This is a genomic window from Sorangium sp. So ce394 (assembly GCF_051474665.1).
Lineage (GTDB): Bacteria > Myxococcota_A > Polyangia > Polyangiales > Polyangiaceae > Sorangium > Sorangium cellulosum_D.
Genome location: NZ_CP150339.1, coordinates 1,923,593 through 1,945,838 on the forward strand (window position 1 = coordinate 1,923,593; position 22,246 = coordinate 1,945,838).

Annotated in this window: 16 protein-coding genes; 8 read left to right on the plus strand and 8 right to left on the minus strand. The window is 71.3% G+C overall.

The annotated features are described in order from the left end of the window. Window positions 1-29 precede the first annotated feature (29 nt). Window positions 30-1,421: a sigma 54-interacting transcriptional regulator gene (locus WMF33_RS07045; RefSeq protein WP_437336406.1), complete on the minus strand. Its 1,392-nt coding sequence runs from the start codon at window positions 1,419-1,421 to the stop codon at window positions 30-32. 101 nt (window positions 1,422-1,522) lie between these two features. On the opposite strand from WMF33_RS07045, the gene WMF33_RS07050 reads away from it, so the two are divergent. The 3 genes from WMF33_RS07050 (at window position 1,523) to WMF33_RS07060 (ending at window position 5,942) form a co-directional block, all read left to right on the plus strand. Further along, window positions 1,523-4,528, plus strand: a complete 3,006-nt coding sequence (locus tag WMF33_RS07050; protein ID WP_437336407.1) for a CHAT domain-containing tetratricopeptide repeat protein — start codon at window positions 1,523-1,525, stop codon at window positions 4,526-4,528. Window positions 4,529-4,720: 192 nt separating this feature from the next. Continuing rightward, window positions 4,721-5,182 carry a hypothetical protein gene (locus WMF33_RS07055; RefSeq protein ID WP_437336408.1) on the plus strand — a complete coding sequence of 154 codons (462 nt, stop codon included), beginning with the start codon at window positions 4,721-4,723 and terminating at the stop codon, window positions 5,180-5,182. Between the two features lie 85 nt (window positions 5,183-5,267). Continuing rightward, window positions 5,268-5,942, plus strand: a complete 675-nt coding sequence (locus tag WMF33_RS07060; RefSeq protein WP_437336409.1) for a hypothetical protein — start codon at window positions 5,268-5,270, stop codon at window positions 5,940-5,942. A gap of 92 nt (window positions 5,943-6,034) precedes the next feature. Here the strand turns inward: WMF33_RS07060 and WMF33_RS07065 are convergent, their stop codons facing one another. After that, window positions 6,035-6,889, minus strand: a complete 855-nt coding sequence (locus WMF33_RS07065; RefSeq protein ID WP_437336410.1) for a PAS domain-containing protein — start codon at window positions 6,887-6,889, stop codon at window positions 6,035-6,037. A 103-nt stretch (window positions 6,890-6,992) separates the two neighbouring features. After that, entirely contained in the window at window positions 6,993-8,432 is a 1,440-nt protein-coding gene (locus tag WMF33_RS07070) for a carotenoid oxygenase family protein (RefSeq protein ID WP_437336411.1), read from the minus strand. Between the two features lie 403 nt (window positions 8,433-8,835). Between WMF33_RS07070 and gdhA the strand changes: the two genes are divergently transcribed. Both gdhA and WMF33_RS07080 read left to right on the plus strand, forming a co-directional pair. Continuing rightward, window positions 8,836-10,185 (plus strand): NADP-specific glutamate dehydrogenase, encoded by a 1,350-nt coding sequence (gene gdhA, locus WMF33_RS07075; RefSeq protein WP_437336412.1) that lies wholly within the window; start codon window positions 8,836-8,838, stop codon window positions 10,183-10,185. Between the two features lie 70 nt (window positions 10,186-10,255). Next, window positions 10,256-11,368 (plus strand): ABC transporter substrate-binding protein, encoded by a 1,113-nt coding sequence (locus WMF33_RS07080; RefSeq protein ID WP_437336413.1) that lies wholly within the window; start codon window positions 10,256-10,258, stop codon window positions 11,366-11,368. Window positions 11,369-11,402: 34 nt separating this feature from the next. Here the strand turns inward: WMF33_RS07080 and WMF33_RS07085 are convergent, their stop codons facing one another. Then, a complete protein-coding gene (locus tag WMF33_RS07085) occupies window positions 11,403-13,583 on the minus strand; it encodes an FAD-binding protein (protein ID WP_437336414.1) in 2,181 nt (726 codons plus the stop codon). A gap of 544 nt (window positions 13,584-14,127) precedes the next feature. On the opposite strand from WMF33_RS07085, the gene WMF33_RS07090 reads away from it, so the two are divergent. Continuing rightward, entirely contained in the window at window positions 14,128-15,270 is a 1,143-nt protein-coding gene (locus WMF33_RS07090) for a serpin family protein (RefSeq protein WP_437336415.1), read from the plus strand. A gap of 65 nt (window positions 15,271-15,335) precedes the next feature. On the opposite strand, the gene WMF33_RS07095 is transcribed toward WMF33_RS07090, so the two are convergent. Then, complete coding sequence (locus WMF33_RS07095; protein ID WP_437336416.1) at window positions 15,336-16,184, minus strand: SDR family NAD(P)-dependent oxidoreductase; 849 nt, start codon at window positions 16,182-16,184, stop codon at window positions 15,336-15,338. A 369-nt stretch (window positions 16,185-16,553) separates the two neighbouring features. Between WMF33_RS07095 and WMF33_RS07100 the strand changes: the two genes are divergently transcribed. After that, window positions 16,554-17,165, plus strand: coding sequence for an acyl-CoA-like ligand-binding transcription factor (locus WMF33_RS07100; protein WP_437336417.1), 612 nt, complete (start codon window positions 16,554-16,556; stop codon window positions 17,163-17,165). Window positions 17,166-17,240: 75 nt separating this feature from the next. Here WMF33_RS07100 and WMF33_RS07105 read toward each other — a convergent pair whose 3' ends face one another. Beyond that, window positions 17,241-18,755, minus strand: coding sequence for an FAD-dependent oxidoreductase (locus WMF33_RS07105; protein ID WP_437336418.1), 1,515 nt, complete (start codon window positions 18,753-18,755; stop codon window positions 17,241-17,243). Window positions 18,756-19,466: 711 nt separating this feature from the next. Next, complete coding sequence (locus WMF33_RS07110; protein WP_437336419.1) at window positions 19,467-20,426, minus strand: GlxA family transcriptional regulator; 960 nt, start codon at window positions 20,424-20,426, stop codon at window positions 19,467-19,469. Window positions 20,427-20,718: 292 nt separating this feature from the next. Between WMF33_RS07110 and WMF33_RS07115 the strand changes: the two genes are divergently transcribed. Then, window positions 20,719-21,456: a DJ-1/PfpI family protein gene (locus WMF33_RS07115; protein WP_437336420.1), complete on the plus strand. Its 738-nt coding sequence runs from the start codon at window positions 20,719-20,721 to the stop codon at window positions 21,454-21,456. Window positions 21,457-21,501: 45 nt separating this feature from the next. Here the strand turns inward: WMF33_RS07115 and WMF33_RS07120 are convergent, their stop codons facing one another. After that, window positions 21,502-22,218: a haloacid dehalogenase type II gene (locus WMF33_RS07120; RefSeq protein WP_437336421.1), complete on the minus strand. Its 717-nt coding sequence runs from the start codon at window positions 22,216-22,218 to the stop codon at window positions 21,502-21,504. Window positions 22,219-22,246 lie beyond the last annotated feature (28 nt).

A 22,246-nucleotide genomic window follows, 5' to 3' on the forward strand; every position in this document is an offset into this window, starting at 1 on the left:
AGCGCGAGTCGAGCCGTCCGCGGGCGCCCCTACCCGGCCGCGTCCCCGCCCTCGCCGCTCCCCTCTGCGTCCCCGCGCAGGCCGTGGCGCTTCATGGCGCGCTGGATGAATTTGCGGTTCACCCGCGCGAGCTCCGCCGCGCGCGACACGTTGCCGCCCGTCTGCCGGAGCGCGGCGTCCAGGTACGCCTTCTCGTACGCCTCGGCCACGCGCTCGCGGCCCGCGAGCAGCGGCTCGTTCAGGTCCACCGCGGGCTCGCCCGGCGCGCGTGAATCGAGCGATGAATCGAGCGCCGCCGCGTGCGCCGGACGACCGCCCGCGCCGCCGGCGGAACCCAGCGAGAGCGCCCGAGCCACCGCGTTGCGCAGCTCGCGGACGTTGCCAGGCCACGAGCGCGACGCGAGCCCCGCCACCACCTCCTCGGAGAGCGGCGGGGGCGACCCGGAGCGGGGGCGCAGCTCCTGCTCGAAGTGGCGCACGAGCTGCGGGATGTCGCCCTGCCGCTCGCGGAGCGGCGGCAGCGCGACCTGGATGACCGCGAGGCGGTAGTAGAGATCCTCGCGGAACTTCCCGCGCTCCACCTCGCGGGCGAGGTTCCGGTTCGTGGCGGCGACGATGCGCACGTCCACCCGCCGCGGCACGTTCGCCCCCACCCGCCTCACCTCGCGGCGCTCGAGGGCGCGCAGGAGCTTGGGCTGGAGATCGAGCGGCAGCTCGCCGATCTCGTCGAGGAACAGGGTGCCGCCGTCCGCCGCCTCGAAGGCGCCGGGGCGATCGGCGAACGCGCCCGTGAACGCGCCCCGCACGTGGCCGAACAGCTCGCTCTCGATCAGGGTGGCGCTCACCGCCGAGCAGTCGAAGACCACGAACGCTCCGCCCTGGCGCGGGCTCTCCTCGTGCACCGCCTCGGCGACGAGCTCCTTGCCCGTGCCGGTCTCGCCCTCGACGAGCACGGTGGCGTCCGTGGCCGCGACCCGCTCCAGCACCGCGAACAGCCGGCGCATGGCCACGCTGCGCCCGAGCATGCCGCCGAAGCGCTCGCGCTGGGAGAGCGGCAGCTCGACGACGTCGCTCAGCATGCGCAGCCGCATCGTGGTGCCGCCGATCGAGATCGCCGCGTCGGGGCGGGCGTAGGCGTCCCGCACCTCCACGCCGTCGACCGCCGTGCCGTTGCGGCTGCCGGCGTCGATCACGCGGATGCGCTCGTCCTCGACGCGCACGACGAGGTGCAGGCGGCTGACCGTGGGGTCCTTGAGGACGAGATCGCATTCCCGGCCGAGGCCGACGCGCGCCTCCGGCCCCGGGAGCTCCGCGACGAGCCCCCGATCCGGACCGTGCACGACCTCGACGCGGATCTTGCGTGAGGCGAGCCTGAACGCGCTGCCGTCGCGCTCCAGCGGCTGGGTGAGCTCCTGTGCCACGGCGCGAGTATAGGCGGGAAGCGCATCCCCAGCCTGGGGATCGCCCGCGGCCCCCGCGGCCGCGACGCGATCGCGGGCACCGGGTTATCCTCCGCAGCCTCATGGCCAGGACGCGATGGACACCGTGGCTCCGCGGCGCGCTCGCCGCGCTCTGCACGGCGGTAGTGGCCCCGGCCCCGGTCGAGGCGCAGTCCCAGCCCCTGTGGGTCCCGCCGAGGACGGCGCTGCCGTCGCCCGAGGACGAGCGGCTGGACGGCGCCCTGGACCACGAGCTCTGGGAGCTGACGGCGCAGGGGAGGTACTTCGAGGCGCTCTCCGCCGCCGAGCGGCTCCTCGAGCTGCGCCAGCGCGCGCTCGGGCCGGAGCACCTGCAGACCGCGCTCGCCGCGATCTGGGCGGCGAGCCATTCCCGGAGGGTCGCGGAGTACCACAAGGCAGCGTCCCTGCTGGAGCGCGTCCTCGCCCTCCTGGAGCGGGAGCGCATCCCGGGCGATCTGCTCTTCGCCGAGGTGGGGGCCCTCGCGCTCGTGTACCGCGAGATGGGCGACTTCCGGCGCGCGGAAGCGCTCTACCGGCGCCTCCTGGCCGAGCACGCGCTGGTGGGGGGCAGCGGCGACGACGCGCTCCGTGGGCTGGCAGCCCTGGCCAAGGCCCAGGGGGATCTCGACAGGGCCGCGTTGCTCTACGAGCGCCTCCTCGCGGCACAAGAGAAGGAGAACGCCAGGAACAGGAGCGAAGGGGCGAAGCTCGACAGCCACGAGCTCGGCGCCGCGCTGGACAACCTCGCGGAGGTCTACCGGCTCCAGGGGTTCCATCCCAGAGCCGAAGCGCTCTTTCGGCGCGCCGTGAGCATCCTGGAGAGATGGAGCGGCGGGCCGGAGCTCTCCCTGGCCACGTGCCTCGACCACCAGGCGCTCCTCTACCAGGACATGGGGGACGACGCGCGCGCCGAGCCGCTCTTCCAGCGGGCGCTCGCGATCCGTGAGAAGGAGCTCGGGCCGACGCACCCCGACGTCGCCGAGCCCCTGGCGCACCTCGCCGCGCTGTACCGGGACAGGAAGCAGTACGGCCGCGCCGAAGCGACGTTCCGGCGCGCGCTCTCCCTCCTCCAGCAGGCCCTGGGACCCGAGCACCCGCGCGTCGCCGAGTGCGAGGGCGCCCTCGAGGGGCTCGCCCTCGCCCAGGGCAAGCTGCGGGAGGCCCTGACCCTGCGGCTCGCCGCCGTCTCCGCCGAGGATCGGCACCTCACGCGCCTGCTCACCAGCGGCGCCGAGCGAGAGAAGCGCGCCTTCCTCGGGAGGCTCGAGCCCTCGACGAGCGCGGCGATCTCGCTCCACGCGATCTCCGCCCCGAAGAACGCCGAAGCGGCGGCGCTCGCGCTCACGACCGTCCTCCGCCGCAAGGCGCGCGCCCTCGACGCGATGGCGGACAGCCTGGCCAGCCTGCGCAGGAGCATGACCAGGCAGGATCAGGCCCTGCTCGACCGGCTCGGTGCGATCGACGCCGAGCTGAGCGCCCGCGCATACCGCGACCCCGCCGGGCAGCGCGCGCGCGTGCAGGCGCTCGAGGAGGAGCGCGAGGGCGTCGAGGCCGAGGTGAGCCGGCGGAGCGCCGCCTTCCGGGCGGAGCAGCGCCCCGTGCTCCTCGCCGAGGTGCAGGCGGCGATCCCGGAGGACGCGGCGCTGATCGAGCTCTTCGCCTACCGGCCCTACCAGCCCCGGGCCACGCAACGCGACCGGCTGGGCGAGCCCCGTTACGTCGCCTACGTCCTTCGACGGAAGGGGGGGCCCGCCTTCGCCGACCTCGGCGAGGTGAAGCCGATCGACGCGGCCGTGGAGGAGCTGCGCCGCGCCCTGTCCGACCCGTCGCGCGACCCCACGCGCCTCGCGCGCGGCCTGGACGCCCAGCTCATGGCCAAGGTGCGCCCGCTCCTTGGCCCAGCCCGGAAGCTCCTGATCAGCCCCGACGGCGCGCTGAGCCTGCTGCCCTTCGGCGCGCTCATCGACGAGGACCAGAGATCCCTGCTGGAGCGCTACGAGATCACGTACCTCACCACCGGACGCGATCTCCTCCGGCTCACGGCGCCTGCCGAGCCGGGGCAGGACCTCGTCGTGATCGCCGATCCGGCCTTCGACGGCGGCGCGCCGGCGCCGCGTTCCGGCAAGGAGCCCTGCAGCTGGGATTGCCAGGCGCAGCGCGGCGTCGATCTGTCGAGGCTCAGGTTCCTGCCGCTCCCGGGCACCGCGAAGGAGGCGGCCGAGGTCGGCGCGAAGCTCCCGGGCGCGCGGGTGCTCACGGGCGCGAGCGCGACCGAGGGCGCCGTGAAGGGCCTCGCCAGGCCGCGCATCCTCCACATCGCGACCCACGGCTTCTTCCTGCCCGCGGCCTCTGCCCCGGCGCAGGCGCCGGCCCGCCATGGGCTCGATGCGGTCGCTCGCGCGGCCGTGGCCGCGTCCGTGTCCGAGGTGGACAGCGCCCTCCTGCGCTCGGGGCTGGCGTTCGCGGGCGCAAACCTCCGCGAGAGCGGCGGCGACGACGGCGTGCTGACGGCGGCCGAGGTCTCCGGGCTCGACCTGTCCGGTACGCAGCTCGTCGTGCTCTCCGCGTGCGACACGGGCGTCGGTGAGCCGAGCCACGGCGAAGGGGTGCAAGGGCTACGGCGCGCGCTGGTCATCGCGGGGGCGGAGACCCAGGTGATGAGCCTCTGGCGCATCGGCGACCAGGCCACGCGCCACCTGATGACGGCCTATTACGACCGGCTGGCCTCCGGGCGAGCGCGCAGCGGCGCCCTGCGCGAGGCCCAGCTGTCGCTGAAGGGGCAACCGGACACCGCGCACCCGTTCTACTGGGCAGCGTTCATCGTGTCCGGGAACGGTGGCCCGCTCCGCGGAGGCCCGCTCCTCCGCGCGGCCCCGAAGCCGCAGACCGACCCGGTGGAGCCGGTGCGGCCGGGACCGAGGGGGTGCGCCTGCGAGGTCCAGGGCGGAGCGGCCGGCGGCGCGCCGCGGCTCGGCCTCGCCGCTGGCCTCGCCGCCGGCCTCGCCGCGGCCGCACGTCGGCGACGCGCCGGCTCGAGGGCGGCGAGGCGCTCCGCGCAAGCCGGGTGAGCCCTGGTGCCCCCGCGCTGTCGCGCCGACGGGGGACGGCGGGGCGCGGGGTGCCCCCGAGCTGTCGCACCGCCCTGCGAATACCGCGGAAATGGGCGGACTGCGCCCTTGGCCCGGCGCGTGCTGAAGAGTCTGGCGAGTCCGGCGTCGCGACATTGCGACGGGCTCGACAACCATCAAAGGGGATTCGCCATGAACCTTCTCGTGAAAAGCACCCTCGTCGTCGCCTCCGCCCTCGCCCTCGGCGCCATCACGCTGCCCGCCGCGGCCCGCAGCTCCGTCGGTTTCCTCGGGCGCGCCCAGAACCCCGCCGACGCGGGGTGCTTCGGCGAGATCTTCGGCAGCACGGTCAACAACTGCAGCACCACGAAGCTCCTGATCATCCCGGTGACCATGGATCCGGGGCCCTTCAACAACTACTTGAACGCGACCGTCACCGCGTACGCGGCCAACTCGACCGGGCTTGTGCAGTGCGCGTCGTTCGGGATCGACAGGCCGACAGGGTATTACTGGGGAGGCCAATACCAGAACCTGCCCGCGTTCGGCTCGCGGCAGGACATCGTGCTGCCCGGCGCGTTCTTCTACCCCGACGGCGCGGCCTATGTCGGATGCTACGTCGGCCCCGGCGGGCAGGTGAACCAGGTCCGCTACTGAGATCGACGGCGTGCGCCGCGGGAGCGGGGGGGCTCCCGCGGCTCTGCTCGGGCCGGCTGGCCGCGCAAAGGAGGGAGTCATGGGCATGAAGCGGATAGGGCAGGTTCTCACCGCGCTCGCGGTGATCGGCGCCGTGACGATGTTCGGCGTCGAGCGGCGGCGCCAAAAGGCCCAGGAGGCCGAGCTCGCGCGCATGCGCGCCGAGATGGGCGAGCTCTCGCGCGACCTGGAGGAGGCGCGCGGCGGCACCGCGAGCGCCGAGTCGGTGCGGCGGCTGGAGCGCCGTCTGGAGGCCGCCGCCCGGCCGAGCGCCGCGCCGCGGCCTGCGTCCGGGGAGGAGGCCGAAACGTCGGGGCAGCCCGACGACGAGGAGGGCGAGAGCCCCGCGCCGGCCGAGCCGCGCCCGGTCGATATGGCCGCGGTGAGCGCGCGGATCCAGGACGCATTCGCGCAGCAGGGGACCGACGCGCAATGGACCGCGCGCGCGAGCCAGACGGCGCGCGAGAAGCTGAGCTCGGCCCTCCCCGAGCGGTCGTCGCTGCGCACGCTGGAGTGCCGCAGCTCGATGTGCCGCATCGAGACGGAGCACGACGACATGGCGCAGATGCAGCAGTTCATGCAGGAGGCGTTCATGGATCCGCAGAAGAGGCCCTGGAACGGCGGGTTCTTCGCGATGCCCGTGAGCGATCCGGACACCGGCAAGGTGGTGGTCGTGTCCTACCTCGCGCGCGAGGACGAGGCGCTGCCGATGCCGCTGTGATCCGACCGGCGCCCCCCGCCACGTGCCGGACCCTGCTCGCCGGCCGGGCGCGGACGGGCCCGCGACATCACCGCTCCCCGGGGGGGGCCACCTTATCTCGCTGCGACGATCCGGTAGGACAGGCGGCGGAGGGCATACTCGAGCCCGCGCTCGAGGCTGCCGCGCGTCGTGATGCGTCCGAGGTCGACGTCGAGCCCGACCAGGGTCTGCGCCGCGGCGGGCCCCATGCCCACGAGCACGCTCTCGCAGCCGAGCAATGCCGCGGCCTGCACGGTGCGCAGCAGGGCCTCGGCGGCCATGGTGTCGACGAGCGGGACGCCCGTCACGTCGATGATCACGAAGCGCGCGGAAGCGTCGCTGATCGCGGCGAGGACGCTCTCGGTGACCTGCGCGGCCCGCTCCTGGTTCAGCGCGCCGACGAGCGGCAGGAGCAAGACGCCCTGCCAGATGCGCACGACCGGCACCGCGAGCTTTTCGAGCAGCGTGCGCTGGGCCTCGATGATCCCGAGCTGCGCGCGATTTTCAGCCTCGAGCCGCTCGGCCGCGACGAGCTTGCCCTTTATGTTCGTGATGTCCGTGATGATGCCGCAGAGCCCGACCACCTGCCCGGTGTCGTCGCGCACGGGGTACTTGCGCGTCCACATCGTCCGCTCGACGCGGTCGCCGCCGGTGACCACCTCCTGGTTCTCGTCGGGCTCGCCCGTGTTCACGACGAGATCGTCGTGCTCCCAGAAGACGGCGACCTGCTCGGCGGGCCAGAACCCCGTGTCGTCCTTGCCGATGAGCTCGTCCCGCGGGTGCCCGATGAGCTTGCAATACCCCTCGTTGACGGCGACCCAGCGATGCGCCCGGTTCTTGACGAAGATCGGATCGGGCAGGGTATCGATGATGCGCTGGAGCAACTCGACGCGGTGCCAGGTGAAGGGATCGACAGGGAGGCTGGTCATTGCAACTCGCGCACCCCCGCTGGAAACATCCGCTTCCTTCATACCAAGGAACGCCCGGCGGCTCAAGGGCTGCTCCGGCCGCCCGGCAACTCCGGCGTCGCGCTCACCGCGCTCGAGGGGGGCTGGGCCGCCAGGTGCCGTGGAACCCGAATGGCACGCGGTGCGGCAAGCGGGCGACCGCGACGGGTCCAGCGGTGAGGCCCATTGCATCGAACACCAGCAAGTCGCTGCGCTTCTCCCGCTCACGCCAGGCCACGGCGAGCAGCCAGCCGTCGCCCTCGGCCGCGTCCTTCGCGCGCGGCACGAACACCGGTTCGGACACCACGTCGCCGGGCGGCAGCGTGTGAATGCTGCGCTCGCCGGTGTCGAAGTCGAATCGGGCGAGGCTGTCGTAGAGCACGCTCTCCGAGTCGCCTCGCGCGCGCGCGGTGGCATGGCAGGTGTAGAAGCCGTAGCGGTTGCGCCGCCCCGTGTAGCGCTCGTCGATCCGTGGAAACTCCGCCACGAGATCGTCGAGGTAGTCACGACGGAACCCGGCGCCTGCGTCCGCCAGGTGGAAGGTCCAGCGGCACAGGCGCGCGGCCATCGCCTCGGGGTCGCCGGGGCGGCCCTCGGCGTCGGGCAGGCCGGGCGCAGCCTCCGATTGCATGACGTAGGCCACGATGGTGTCGCCGTCGTCCCAGGCATTCATCACATGGAACATGTGGCAGGCGTCGGTGTGGAACCAGCGCGGCGCGCCGGCCGCGTTCCCGCGCTGCATCACGCCGACGTGGGTCCGCAAGCTCGCGTCCCAGGCCAGCAGCGGCTTGCCGCGCATGGCGCGTTCCACGCTGAGCGTCAGCGGCGTGACGGGAAAGAGCACATGCCCGCGCGTCACCATGAAGTCGTGCACCATGCTGGCATACGGCGCTGTGAACGACTGAAGCTGCGTGACCTCGCAGCGCGCGTCCATCACGCCATAGAGCATGCTCGGCGAGCAGGGGCCGTCGGGCGAGTACGCGAAAAAGTGCACCTCGCCGCGCTCGGGGTCGATCTTGGGGTGCGCGGTGAAGCGCGAGGTCACGCGGCCGCCGAAGCTCTGGTGACCCTTGGAAGCCAGCGTGCCGGGGTCGAGCTCGAAGGGCTGATGCGACTCTTCGAGCGCGAACAGCCGATCGCCGTGCCAAAGCATGCTGGTGTTGGCCGTGCCGCCGTTGCGGCCCTGCGCCAGCGGGTCGGTGGTGGCGGGGTTTCCGAAGGTGCCGAAGAGCGCGCGCCCGGCTTCGTGCTCGAGCTGCCACTTCGGCGTGCGCGCCCAGCGGTTGCGGTACGACACCTTGCCGGCGCCGACGTGGAACGCATGCACCATACCGTCGCCGGAGAACCAGTGGTAGTTGTCGTCGCGCGGCGTGTACTGCGGGTTCGGGCCGACACGGTACAGGCTCCCTTCCAGCCCGGGCGGCAGGGTGCCCTCGATCTCGAGCGCCGCGATGTCGTGCTCCTCGCGGAGCGGCGCGTAGTTGCCGGTAAAGAAATGAGGATTCTTCTGCGTTTTTGCGTTCACGTGAGGCCTTCGGGGTTCAATTCATTCAGGAGGTCGATGTGGCGTCGAGTCGTGCGATGGCTGCGAGAGGGTCAAGCGGTTTTCTCCGGGGTCGGCGCTCGCTGTCGTTCAGGCCCACGGCCACACCGGCCAGCAGGCGCTGCCTGCCGGCGAGGCGCGCAGCCTCGATGGCCCGGCCCCGGAGCGGCGCCGAACGAGGATCCAATTAGTGATCTAGATCACTACTGTCCTAAGAATCCATTCAACGCGTCGCGCAGTCTGCCGCCTTCCTCCTGGAAGTTACACCGTATCAACAATTTGGCGCCGATACTACCCCTCTGGGCGGGCTGCATATTCCGAATCAACAGGTGCGATGGCGACGACGACTGCACCGCGCGCTGAGCCGGTGTATACCACCCGCGACATGGTGCATTTGGACGAGAAAGTTGAGCCCCTTTTCGCGCAAATCGTTCGCCGCAACCCCGGCGAATCGGAGTTCCACCAGGCGGTCCGTGAGGTCCTGGAGTCCCTCGGCCCGGTGCTCTCGAAGCACCCCGAGCTGACGCGGCAGAAGATCATCGAGCGCATCTGTGAGCCCGAGCGCCAGGTGATCTTCCGCGTGCCGTGGGTCGACGACCGCGGCGAGGTGCAGCTGAACCGCGGCTTCCGTGTGCAGGTGAACAGCGCGCTCGGTCCTTACAAGGGCGGCATCCGCTTCCACCCGACGGTCTACCTCGGGACCATCAAGTTCCTCGGGTTCGAGCAGGTCTTCAAGAACGCGCTCACCGGGATGCCGATCGGCGGCGCCAAGGGCGGCGCGGACTTCGACCCGAAGGGGAAGTCCGAAGGCGAGATCATGCGCTTCTGCCAGAGCTTCATGACCGAGCTCCACCGCCACCTCGGCGAGTACACCGACGTGCCGGCGGGCGACATCGGCGTGGGCGAGCGCGAGCTCGGGTACATGTTCGGGCAGTACAAGCGCCTGACGAACCGCTACGAGTCGGGCGTGCTCACCGGCAAGGGCCTCGCGTGGGGCGGCTCGCTGGTGCGCAAGGAGGCGACCGGCTACGGCGCCGTCTACTTCGTCGCCGACATGCTGCGGGCGCGCGGCGAGAAGCTCGCGGACAAGACGTGCGTGGTGTCGGGCTCGGGCAACGTCGCGATCTACGCCATCCAGAAGCTGGAGCAGCTCGGGGCCCGCGTCATCGCGTGCTCGGACTCGAGCGGTTACGTGCACGACCCCGACGGCATCGATCTCGCGCTGCTCAAGCAGGTGAAGGAGGTCGAACGCGCTCGCATCAGCGAGTACGCGACGCGGCGCGGCCGGCGCTCGCGCTTCGCGCCGGGCGGCAACGTCTGGGAGGTGCCGTGCCAGATCGCCCTCCCCTGCGCGACGCAGAACGAGCTGACCGCGCGCGACGCGGCGACGCTGGTGAAGAACGGCTGTCGCGCCGTCGCCGAGGGCGCGAACATGCCCACCACGCCCGAGGGCGTGCGCGTCTTCCTCGAGTCGGGGGTCGCGTTCGGCCCCGGCAAGGCGGCGAACGCCGGCGGCGTGGCGACCTCGGCGCTCGAGATGCAGCAGAACGCGAGCCGCGACTCGTGGTCGTTCGAGCACACCGAGAAGCGGCTCGCCGAGATCATGACGAACATTCATCGCACGTGCTACGACACGGCAGAGGAGCTCGGCGTGTCGGGCAACTATGTGGTTGGCGCGAACGTCGCGGGGTTCCTGCGGGTCGCACGCGCCATGATCGCGCTCGGCGTGATCTGACGGCTGGCCGCGAGGGACAGAAAACCGCGCACGCGGCGACAAGAAATCGTCGCAGGGGAGACGCCGACGCATGGATACGCCGCTGTCGCTGCCTGGAGAGGAGCGGGATGACGGCTCATCCATCCAGATCGGCGCTCTCGTTCCGCTGACTCGGCCCGGCTGGGTCGAGGCAGGTCGGCACTTGCTCGCTGGGCTCGAGCTGGCCGCCCGCGAGGTCAATGACGCCGGCGGGATCGCCGGAAGGCCGCTCGAGCTGGTGGTCCGAGACACCGCGGCCGATCCAGAGAGGGCCGCGGCGGCGGTCGATGAGCTGGCTCGCCTGGGCGTCGCTGCCCTGGCGGGGGAGTATCACAGCGTCGTCGCTCGCGCGGCTGCCGCCAGGGCCGACGCCCTCGGCCTGCCGTTCCTCTGCTCGTCAGCGGTCCTCGACGCGCTCACCGAGCAGCCGACGGAATGGGTCGCGCGCCTCGCCCCGGCGCAGTCCCACGGCTGGCGGATCTACGCGAGCTTCCTCCTCGACGCGGGCCACAGGCGCATCGCCGTAGCCGCCGATCCGAGCGTCTACTGGGCGTCTGGGGCCCGCGTCCTGCGGGACTACCTCGCTCCACGCGGCGGCAGCGTCATCGAGCTCGACATGCGCGCGCGCGCCCCCGCGGCCGTGTGCGACGCGCTCGTCGACCATCGCGCGACAGCCCTCCTTCTTCTCGTCGGCTACCCGGAGCCGGCGGTGTCGATCGTCAAGTCCGTCCGCCGCGACCGGCGCCTCGCCGGGATCATGATGGGTGCTCCGGCCGGGCAACCGGAGTTCGCCGAATGGGCGACGTTGCTGGGCGGCGACGGCGCCGCGATCCCGTTCTTGCGCTACCTGCCCGAGCGCCTCAGCCCACTCGGCGCTCGAGTCGAGACGGCCCTGCGCGAGCGGCTGGCCGAAGCGCCCTCCTTCGTCGCCTTCGAGGGCTACGACACGGTCGCGGTCCTCGCCGATGTGCTGCGTTCTCACGGCGCGGACCGGGCGCGCGTCGCCGGATCCTGGGCGCGCGTCGCCGTCGAAGGCACCCGCGGGCAGATCCGGTTCTCCCGCACGCCGGGCGTCAACGTCTGGCAATGGGCTTGGCCGCCGGTCCAAGTCGTCGATCGAGATCCGGCGGAACCCGGTCGCCTCCGGATCCTTCGCGCCGGCTGAGCGAGCGCAGAGGTCCGACCGCCCGGCCCGCGGGTCAGCGCTTGGGCGAGAGCGCGCTGGCGAGCTTCAGGCGGGTGTAGAGCCCGAGCGCGACGCCCGCCATCAGCATCGTCGCGACCGAGAAGAGCGCCGCGATCTCCCACGCCGGCGCGCCTCGCTGGAAGCTGTCCAGGATGAGCAGCACCTCGAACAGCGCGAAGATCGCGAGCAGCGCCGCCGTGAACGCGACGAGCGAGGCGTATCGGGCCGCGTGCGCCTTGAGCCCGCGCAGGCCATAAACGGCGAACGCGATCTGGTAGAGCACGATCGGCACCTCCCAGAAATGGAACGTGATCACGCACCCGAGCGGATCCGCGTACGGCTTGCAGGTCGTCCACGGATGTCCGATCAAGAACGGGATATGCGCGGCGAGGAGCCCGTAAACCACGGCCACCAGGATGAGCCACGAGTACAGCGTGACCGCGCGCTCCGCCGAGGCCCAGGCCTCGGTCGCGAACGGGTCAGGCTTGGGGAGCGGCGCGGGGATAGGCCGCTTCGGCATCGCGTCCTCCAGCCCGAGGTGCTCCCGCCAGTAGGCCGTGAGGAAGATGTTCTTCGGGTCGAGCCGCGCCCGCAAGGCCATGAAGTCGTTCCAGCGCTTGAACTGCTTCGCCAGGTACTTCGACCACACCTTCGCCGGAGGCGGGTCGTTCGGCAGGAACTTGCCCCAGTGCAGCTTGAACCCGAACGGCTTGAGCAGCTCCCAGAACTGCGGATAAAAATCGATCGCGGGGTCCCCCGCGTTGTAGCCGAACCAGAACACGTCCACGCGCACCACCGGCTCGCCGTCCGACGACGCGCTCATCCAGAACGGGCTCGCTTTCGTGCCGTACAGCTCGAAGGAGTAGGTCCCGGTCGCCTTCAGACCGCCGGCCGCGAAGAAATCGCGCAGCGTGGTCATGACGGCCTGCGTCTTCGATACGGGGATCCATATCTCCGTGAACCACGTGGGCATCAGGATGTCATCCATCCCGTTGTCCATCGGCAGGCCGGTCCACCAGTAGTCACAGAACTCCTGCGGCCCCGGGGGCTGCTTCTCGCCGTCGAGGGGGACGAACTCCTTGTAGATCACCGGCACGATGGACGGCAGGGCCTCCTTCAAGAGGCGCCCCGCGAGCTCGATGCCCGGGAACTCGAGCAGGCCGTCCACCCCGGCCTCCAGGAGAGCCGCGACGACCGTGGAGAGCGCTTCCGCCACCCTCGGCTCGAAACCCATCTTTTCGATGTCCTCCAGCAGCGTGGCGTCGAGCTGGCTGAAGATCGGCTCGACCTTCTGCGGCAGGAGGCGCAGATCGTCGAGGTTGCCGAGGATGCTCAGGAGCAACCCCGCCAGCACCTCGGACCCCTCCGGGTAACGCCCCATCTCCTCGTAGGGCTTCGGGACGAAGCCGGGTGATGCCGGGATCCGGCGCGCCTTCCAGACCACCATGCGGTCCAACCCTCGCTGAGGCCACCACATCAGGCGGCTATAGTCGGTCTCGCGGAGGAATTGCTCGAAGCTCGGCTTGTCGTCCGTGCCGGGGCCGAAGAGATCGATCTCGCAGTCGTGGGTCGTGGTGGTCGACTCGGATCCTTTGATGTTGTACGTGGGAACGCACTGGAAGGTGACCGATGAGATGACCCCGAGGAGGCCCATCGAGACGCCGGCCGCGTGAAAGAGGTCAGGGTCCTGGTCGCGCGAGACCTCATGGATCTGACCCGTGCCGTCGATCAAGCGGAGCTTCAGGATGTTCTCGTCGATCCCGAACTTGAGCGACCCGCCCGAGGATCCCGTGGCGAGAAACCCGGAGACCGTCTGATGGGAGATGCCACCGAGGTCCGAGAGCGCCCACCCCTTCTGCTGCAGCTGATAAAGGAGGCCGTTCTTGACGGTGGACGTGCCCGTCGGATCGTACGGGTTGATCGACAGGTTGCACCCCGCCTCGACCTCGACGATACCCTGGACCTCATCGACCCAGCGAACGGCGCGGTATCGGTCGAGCATGATGTTGATCTCGAGCCTGACCTTGCCTGGATCTCGATCGGTGAAAATGGCGCGATGGGGGAAGGTATGGGTCGAGCCGCGGACGCGCACCTGGCGGTTCGTGTCGTGCGCCCATCTCACGAGCGCGGCGAGCTCGGCCTCGGTCGAAGGGTGATAATAACCGTCGGAGCCCATGGAAATCGGCGGTGACATCTGACCTCCTCGTTCGGGTGGTGGCCCGATTGGAACATGAAGGCGGGGAGGCGGGAAGACCGACGGCCCCGCCAGCACATCGCCCCGCCCGAGCGAGCTCCGCGTCCTCTCCCGCGGCCGCCGGGAGCACGATGCGCGCCTCCACGGCCGCGCTGGCGGGGCGGCGCGCCGAGGGGATCACGTCGCCCGGCGTCCCGCAAGGAGCACCGCGGGAGCTGCGCCACAGTGGGCCAACTCTGCCTCATCGATCGCGGCCGCCGCCGCGCTGCTGGCCAGCGGAGCGTCATTATCGGCAGGCGCCCTGGGTCGGCGGAGAGCGGGGCGCCACGGGCCGCGACGCTCCTCGCGCCGCCCTGGCACGACACCTGCTCTGCCGGGGCGCATGCGCAAGCTCCAGGTCCTTTCAGCCCTCCTCCCACTATCCCTGATCTTCGCCGGCTGCGTCTCCGACACAACCGAACCGAATCCACAGTCAGCGTGCAGCGACGGAGGCGCGCCGCCGTGCGTCGTCGCCTCCGACAAAGAGCGGATCCTCGACCCTCAGGTGTCGGACGTCGAGCGCGACGACCTCGCCGACGGGAACACGAGGTTCGCGCTCGACCTCTACCACGAGCTCGGCGCCGAGCCGGGCAACCTCTTCTACTCGCCCTACAGCATCTCGAGCGCGCTGGCGATGACGTACGCAGGGGCGCGCACGGAGACGGAAGAGCAGATGGCGAGCACGCTGCACTTCACGACGCTGTCCCAGGAGCGGCTGCACCCGACGTTCAACGTCCTCAATCGTGTGCTCGAGAGCCGCGGCGAGGGGGCGAGCGGGGCGGGCGGCGGCAAGTTCCAGCTCAACATCGCCAATGCGCTCTGGGGCCAGAACGGCCATCCGTTCCTACCTTCGTTCCTCGACGTGCTCGCGGAGCATTACGGGGCGGGGATGACCCTCCTCGATTTCGCCGGGGCGGCCGAGGCGTCGCGGAAGGTCATCAATGACTGGGTGGCCGAGCGCACCGAGGACCGGATCAAGGATCTCCTCCAGCAGAACGATATCCAGAGCACCACGCGGCTCGTGTTGACGAACGCGATCTATTTCAACGCGGCCTGGAAGTTCCCCTTCGACGAGGACGCGACGGCCCCCGGCGACTTCACGCTGGCGGACGGGTCCAAGGCGTCCGTGCCGATGATGACCAACAAGGCGCCCATGCGGTATCACGAGGACGACGGGTACCAGGCGGTCGAGGTGCCGTACCAGGAAGACCGCCTGTCGATGGTGCTCGTGCTGCCATCGGACCTCGGCGAGTTCGAGGCGGGCCTCGATTTCTCGGCGCTCAGCACCCTCCTCGTCTTCCAGGAGACGCGGGACGTCACCATCACGTTGCCGAAGTTCAGGGTGGAGTCGCGGTTCGATCTCATCCCGCCCCTCAAGGAGCTGGGGATGACCGCCCCGTTCTCCAACGCGGATTTCTCGGGCATCGACGGGTCGCGAAACCTGGCCATCAGCGCCGTGGTCCACAAGGCGTTCGTCGACGTGAACGAGGCCGGCACCGAGGCCGCGGCGGCGACGGCGGTGGCGATCGACGAGCGCGCGTCCCCGGCCGCGACCATCCGCTTCGATCGGCCGTTCGTCTTCTTCATCCGGGACAACGACGCCCGCACGATCCTCTTCGTGGGCCGCGTGGCCGACCCGTCCAAGTAGGAGCTCCGAGCCCGCCGGGGAGCGAGGCCGCTGCCAGGGCGCCGCCGCCCCGAGGAAGCGGGCGATCAGCTGGCGGCGAACTCCCGCTCGTGGATGGAGCGCACCTTCTCCAGCACCCTCGGACCATGCTCCCGGAACGGGAGGTCCATCGCGCGATCCTTCCTCAAGTAGACGCCCGAGAGCTCCCGGTGCGCGCCGAACGCCCCCTCGTACAGCCGCGAGGCGCCCTGGGTCGGGGGCGGGAAGAAGAGCCTCATCAGCGTCTTCACGAAGAACGGCAGCCCCGACCGCTTCCCCTCCCTCAGCGTGTTGTTGCCCCCTGGATCCACGCTCCGGATCTTGATCCCGTCCTTCTCGAGCAGCGGCGCCACCTCACGCGTCCAGAGGGAGAGCGCGAGCTTGGACGTCGCGTACGGGCCGAAGAGCTGCTTGAACGACGCCGGGCGCTCCAGGGCGTCGGGGTCGAAGCGCCTCGTCATGTCGAACGCGTTCGAGGAGGTGTTCACGACCGTCTTCAAGGACCCCCTCCGCAGCAGCTCCCTGAGCTCCATCGCGATGACGTACGGCGCCACCGTCTGGAGCTCGAAGTGCAGCTCGCGGCCTTGCCTGGAGAAGGTCAGCTCAGGGACGCTGCCGCCGGCGTTGTTGAACAGCACATCGATCCTCTCTTCGCTCGCCCTGATCGCGCCGAGCGCGCGTCTGAGGCTCTCGAAATCGGACAGATCCGCCCGGTGGACACGGAGCCTGCGGCGCTCGATGCTCTCCCGGATCAGGGGATCGTCCTCGGGGAACCCCGAGCGGTTCAGCGCGATGACCTGAAAGCCCTCCGACAGCAGGCGGCGCGTGAGCTCGAGTCCGATACCGTGGTTTGCGCCCGTGATGAGCGCGACCTTGTCGTGTCCCTTGGTGATCATCGTGGCTCCTGTGAGGGCCGCCTCTCCGCGCGTCCTCCGGCGGACGACGGCCGTGGGCGCGCCGGTCGCCCGAGCCGACCAGCGCGCGTACAACAGAAATGTCGGTGTCCGCAGCAAAGCGGCGTCCGGCGGTGCGCCCGCGCGCGAGGACCCAGGCGCGCGGCGATCGCGCCGAGGCCTCGGCGCCGCTCAGGGCGGCGGCGATGGATGGACTCCGTACCCGTGGACCCGTGGACGCGCGCACCCTCGCCCGAAACCGCCCGAGATCGCTCGAAGTCGGCGGGGCGCCGCGACAGGGGAAAGAATGTGCGACTGAGTAGCATTTGTCAAGGAGAGGCACCCGGATCCTGCGTGTGGTAGGCTGGCGCCATGGCGGAGGGCCAGGCCCCGGGGCTCCGAGAGCGCAAGAAGGAGCGGACGCGCGCGCAGATCATCGAGACCGCGATCGACCTCTTCCTGAAACATGGCTACGAGCAGACGACGCTCGACGAGGTGCTCGGAGCGGTCGAGATCTCGCGGAGGACGTTCTTCCGCTACTTCGAGTCGAAGGAAGACCTGCTCATCGCCTGGATGGACCAGCTCATCGAGGTGGCGTGCGCGTCGCTCCGCGCGCGCCCTCGGAGCGAGCCGCCGCTCGTCGCGACCCGCAACGCGGTCCGGGATACCCTTGGCCGGCTCTACGAGGGGAACCTGCCGCGCTTCGTCGCGGTGCAGCAGTTCGTCGCGAAGACGCCGGCGATCCGCGCGAGGCAGAGCGAGCGGCTCGGCCATTGCGCGGAGGCCATCAGCGAGCCGCTGGCCGCGCGCATGGGCCTGGATCCGCGGCGCGACCTCGCGCCGCGGGTGCTGGCGAGCTGCGCGGTCGCCATCATGGGGTGCGCGATCGACGCGTGGCTCGCGCGCGGCGCGACGGAGGATCTCCTCGAGCTCGTGGACGAGGGCTTCCGGGCGCTCGCGCTCGAGCACGAGCGCGCCCGGTAGGGCCGGCGCGGCGGCGGCGTCCGGGGCCGACGCCGGCCGCGGGCCGGATGGCCGCCGGAGCGCGAGGGAGGGGGCTCACGCCGCGGAAGGGACAGGCCGCGCGGGCGCCGTCCGCGAGGGGCGCAGCAGCCGCGCGAGCCGCGCGGTCAGGAGGCCGCGAATCGGCCCGTGGGCGACCTCGCCGACCGGCAGCCCGAAGCGCTCGAGCAGGGCGTTCGCGGCGAGGAAGCCGCTCGCCGTCGCGCGCTCCATCAAGCCGCTCGGGAAAGGGAGCTTCACGTAATCGCCGGCGAGGACGACGGCGGGCAGGGGCGTGCGGACGCCGGGGCGGCGCGCGTGGGAGCCGGGGCGAAAGGCCGGGCAGTCGCGCCGGAGGAGGAAGCGCTCGTCGAGGACGCGCGCCGCGGCCGTCTCGGGGTACGCGCGGTGGAGGCTCGACAGCAGGTCGGCGCGGATCTCGCCCTCATCCATGGCCTCGGGCAGCGCGTAGCCGTGGAGCTCGACCACGGACCCGCCCGTGGCCCCGGCGATGCGCCGGCTCTCCCCCTCGAAGCGCTCATAGAGCGAGATGTTGTCGAGCAGGCCGAGCCCCGTCGTGCCCGCGAACGGCGCCCGCTCGGGCGCGCACGGGCGATCGAGGAAGAGCCGCCACACGGCGAACGGCGGGGCGACCTCCAGGCTGCCCACGCCGCCCTCCAGCGCGGCGAGGGCGGGCGAGGCGGCGACGAGCTGCCGCACGGCCGGGACGGTGACCGCGAGGACGACCGCATCACACGCGATCCGCTCGCCGGCGTCGAGCCGCACCGCGAAGCGCCCCTCCTCCCGCTCGACGGCCCTGGCCTCCCGCCTGGAGGCGATCGCGACGCCCCGGGCGCGGAGATAACGCTCCATCGGCCGCCACACCGCGGTGCTGAAGGGCTCCTTCACGACGTCGAACACGAGCCCCTCCCGGTTGCCCAGGAAGTAGAAATGGAACATCGCGAGGAGCTCGGCCGCCGAATAGTCGCTGTCTGGATTGAAGAACGAATGCGCGAACACATCGAACAGCATCTGCCGCGCCCCCGGGGCGAGGCGCAGCCCGTCGAGGTATTCCTTCGCGGTCGTCGCGTCGAGATCGAGGTACGTTTGCTCCGGATCGAAGGTGAACATCGTGAGCGCGCCGCGCACGTCGATCCGGAGGAGGTCCGAGAGGCGCACGCTGGGAGAGCGGAGGAGCAGCGCCGCGACGTTGAGCGGCGTGCGCGTGGGGAGGCCGGAGAACGACTCGACCGCGCCGCCGGGGCCGAGCAGCGGATAGTCGGAGAGCGGCGTGAGGAGCGAGAGGTCGGGATCGATGCGCCCGAGCAGCGCCCGCACGTTGGCGTAGTGCCGGAAGAAGGCGTGAAAGCCTCGTTCCATCTCGAAGGTCGTCCCGTCCCGCAGGCGCTCGGTCCACGCCCCGGCGCGGCCCCCGAGGTACGCCTCGCGCTCGACGAGCGTCACCGCGACGCCCCGCTCGGCGAGGAGCACGGCGGCCGCGGTCCCCGCGAGCCCGCCGCCGATCACGACCACATGGCGCTGGCCCGCACCCCTGCGCGACGTCGACTGCATGTCGTCGGAGCCCCCCGCGAGGCAGCGTAGGCTTTCCGGCGGGCGAGGCAAGGTGTCCCTCGGATCCTCCGGGCGTCGGCCGTCCTGGGGATTGATGAGGATCTCGAGGGATGCCGAAAGGGGCCGTCCGGGGCAAACGAAGCGGCGGACGGCCAGGCGTCTGACCCACGGACAGCCAGACGCGGGGATCGGCTACTGGGTACAGAGGCAGCGCGTGCAGCCGGACCACCGGCAGACACCGGTGCCCGGGCCGTCGCATCTGGCGTCGCAATCGCTGTCCTTGACGCACTCCCAACATGCCGCGGGCTGCGCCTCTTCCGCCGCGGGGGCCTCCGTGGCCGCCGCCGCAGGAGCGCCGGCGGCGCACACCCAGAGGCCCACGCCGGAAAGCAAAATCACGGAGGCCAAAGCCCGTCGAACGATCCTCATCATCGTGAGCTCCTTTCGCTCGCGCCTCGCCGGGCAAGGCCCAGAACGAGGAGGCGCTCCGGGCAGCTTATCGATCCGCCGTCCCCCGGCCACCCGTATCGTTCAATGAATTGTTAAGAACTATGTTGATCCATCGATGTCGAAGAAATCGATTTTTCACGTCGTCGCCGCCGCCGGCGTACCTCCACATGAATGCATGCAGGCTCAGCCGAGGCCGCTGCGCGCAAATCGCGCCCGGCCACGCCTCTTGCCCTCGAGTCCGCCGCTCCCCGCGGCGCCGGCTCACGAGCGCCCGAAGCGCCGCCGGTACTCCTCGGGCGTGACCTGGAGCGTGCGCTGGAATGCGCGCCGCATCCGCTCGTCCGTGCCGAAGCCGCAGTCGCGCGCGAGCTGCTTGATCGACGCGCGCCCCCCCTCCAGACACGAGCGCGCCTGCTCCAGCCGCGCCGCCTCGACGAACTTCGCGGGCGTCGTCTGCAGCGCCCTCGCGAAGGTCCGCGCGAAATTGCGGGGGCTCATCCCGGCTCTCTCGGCCAGCACCTCGACGCGCAGGTCGGCGTCGAGGTGCCGCAGGGCCCACGCGATCACGCGCCCGAGCGGCCCCGCGGCGGCCTCCTGCGCGCGGAGCGGGCGGCTGAACTGCGACTGTCCGCCAGGGCGCTTGAGGAACACCACCATGCCGCGCGCTACCTCGAGCGCCACGTCGTAGCCGAGATCCTCCTCCACCAGCGAGAGCGCGAGATCGATGCTCGCGGTCGTGCCCGCGGATGTGTAGATCTTCCCGGACCGCACGAAGATCGCGTCGGGATCGACCTCGATGGCGGGAAACTGGCGCGCGAGCGCGGCCGCCTCGCGCCAGTGCGTGGCGGCGCGGTGCCCCGCGAGCAGCCCCGCGGCGGCGAGGATGAAGGTGCCCGTGCAGACGGCGCCCATGCGCCGCACCTCGGGCGTCGCCGCGCGCAGCCAGCCGAGCAGCCGGGCGTCTCGCATCGCCTCGCGAGGATCGCCGCCCGCGACGAGCACCGTATCGGCGCCGGGGGCCACGCCCTCGAGCGCCTTGTGGGCGACGATCTGCGCCCCGGAGAGCGTCCGGATCACGCCGCCCGACACCGAGGCGATCTCGACGGCGTACGCCGGGGGAGCCCCAGGGCACCTCGGGACGGCGCACTCCGATGCCAAGGCGAAGACATCGACGGGCCCCATCACGTCGATGGCGCCCGCGCCGTCGTACGCCACGACCACGATCCTGCGCGTCGGCGCGTGAGGGCTCGCGCTCGGCGAGCTTCGCGGAGCGCGCTTCGAGGGACGGGGCCGACTCACGCGACGACGGTACCCGCCGCGCACCTGACCGCAACGACAAAGCACCCGCATTTCCTGCCAGGTCTCCCGAGGTCGGCGCCGAGGGCGCCGCCGCGCCGCGGACCCGACGCGTGGCAGGAAACGCAGGTGCTCTGTCCCTTCGGCTCCCCGCGCGGGGCGCATGCTCACGCGCGCCTCCTTCGCGTCCTCGCGCGGAGCCAGAAAGGATTCCTCGATGAGCGTTCACGACGATGCCTCGTTCACCTTGCCCCTGAGCCTCCCCGTCGAGCGCAAGCTCCAGGTGGCGCTCTTCGTCTGCCCCGGCTTCTTCTTGCCCGACAACATCGGCCTGCAGACGGTGTTCGGGGTCCTGCCCAACGTGGACCTCCACCTCGTCTGGAAGAACAGGGACGAGATCGCGGGCGTCCCGCGCTTCACGACGCGGGCCACCACCACCTTCGCCGAATGCCCGAAGGCGCTCGACGTCCTCCATGTGCCGGCGATTCCGCCCCACGTCATGGAGGACAAGGAGTCGCTCGCGTTCCTCGCAGAGTACGGCGGCCGCGCGGCGTGGCTGTCCGGCGTCTGCGCGGGCGCCCTGATGCTGGGCGCCGCGGGCCTGCTCAAGGGGTACCGGGCCACCACGAACTTTCACCTGCACGATCAGCTCCCCTACTACGGCGCCATCCCGACCCAGGGGAACGTGGTGGAAGACCGGAATCGGCTCACCTCAGGGCCGGTGTCCGGCGGGTTCGATCTGGCGCTGCGCCTGATCGGGCGCCTGTGCGGAGACGAGCTCGCCAGGGAGTGCGAGCTGGAGATGGAGTATGCGCCGGAGCCGCCCTACGGCACGGGCAGCCCCGAGCTCGCCGGGCCGGAGCGGACGGCGCGGTCGCTCCAGAGGATGGCGCCGCTGATCGAGGAGATGCGCCAGGTGGGCATCCGCGCCTCCCGGCGGCTGGAGATCGCCTGAGCGGCGCTCCGGGTCGCGCCCCTCCGCCGTCGCGCCCGGCGGCGGTCACGCCCCCGCCGCGACGAACTCGACCAGATCGTTCAGGCTCGCTCCCGCGGCGTCGGCGCTCACGCCCAGCTCCTCGGCCGGCAGGCCCAGGCGGTTGACCCAGAACGTGGGATAGCCGAACCAGCGGGCGCCCGCGGCGTCCCAGCCGGCGAACGGGACGAACAGGATCTCCTCGCGCTCGAGGTCGAGCGCGTCGAGCGCCATCCGGTAGGCGCGCGGATCCGGCTTGTAGGTCCTCGCCAGATCGGTGCTGAGCACGCGATCGAACAGGCCTCCCAGGCCAGAGCGCTCGATCGCGGCGCCGAGCATCCTCGGCGTGAAGTTGGACAGGAACGAGAGCCGGAGGCCCGCGCGCCTCAGCGACGCGAGGGCGGGGAGCGCGTCGGGCCACGCCTCGAGCTCGAGGTACGCCCCGAGGAGCCGCGCCCGCCTCTCCTCGCCGAGATCGAGCCGCAGCGCCCGCTCGGCGAACGCCAGCGCGTCCGCCGTCACCTGCCAGAAATCGGCGTACTCGCGGGCCGCGACCCGGAGCCACGTGTACTCGAATTGACGGGTGCGCCAGGCGTCGCTCAGCGAGGCGCCCTTGCCCGGACAGAGCTCCTCCGCCAGCGCGGCGATCGGCCGCGGATCGAAGATCGGAGAGGCGTCGAAGGCGATGGCCTTGATCTTCCGGCCCGGCGCGGGCCCGCGCTCCGCGGCGCACGAGGCGGTCACGGCCGGCGGGGCCGAGCGCGCTCGCCGC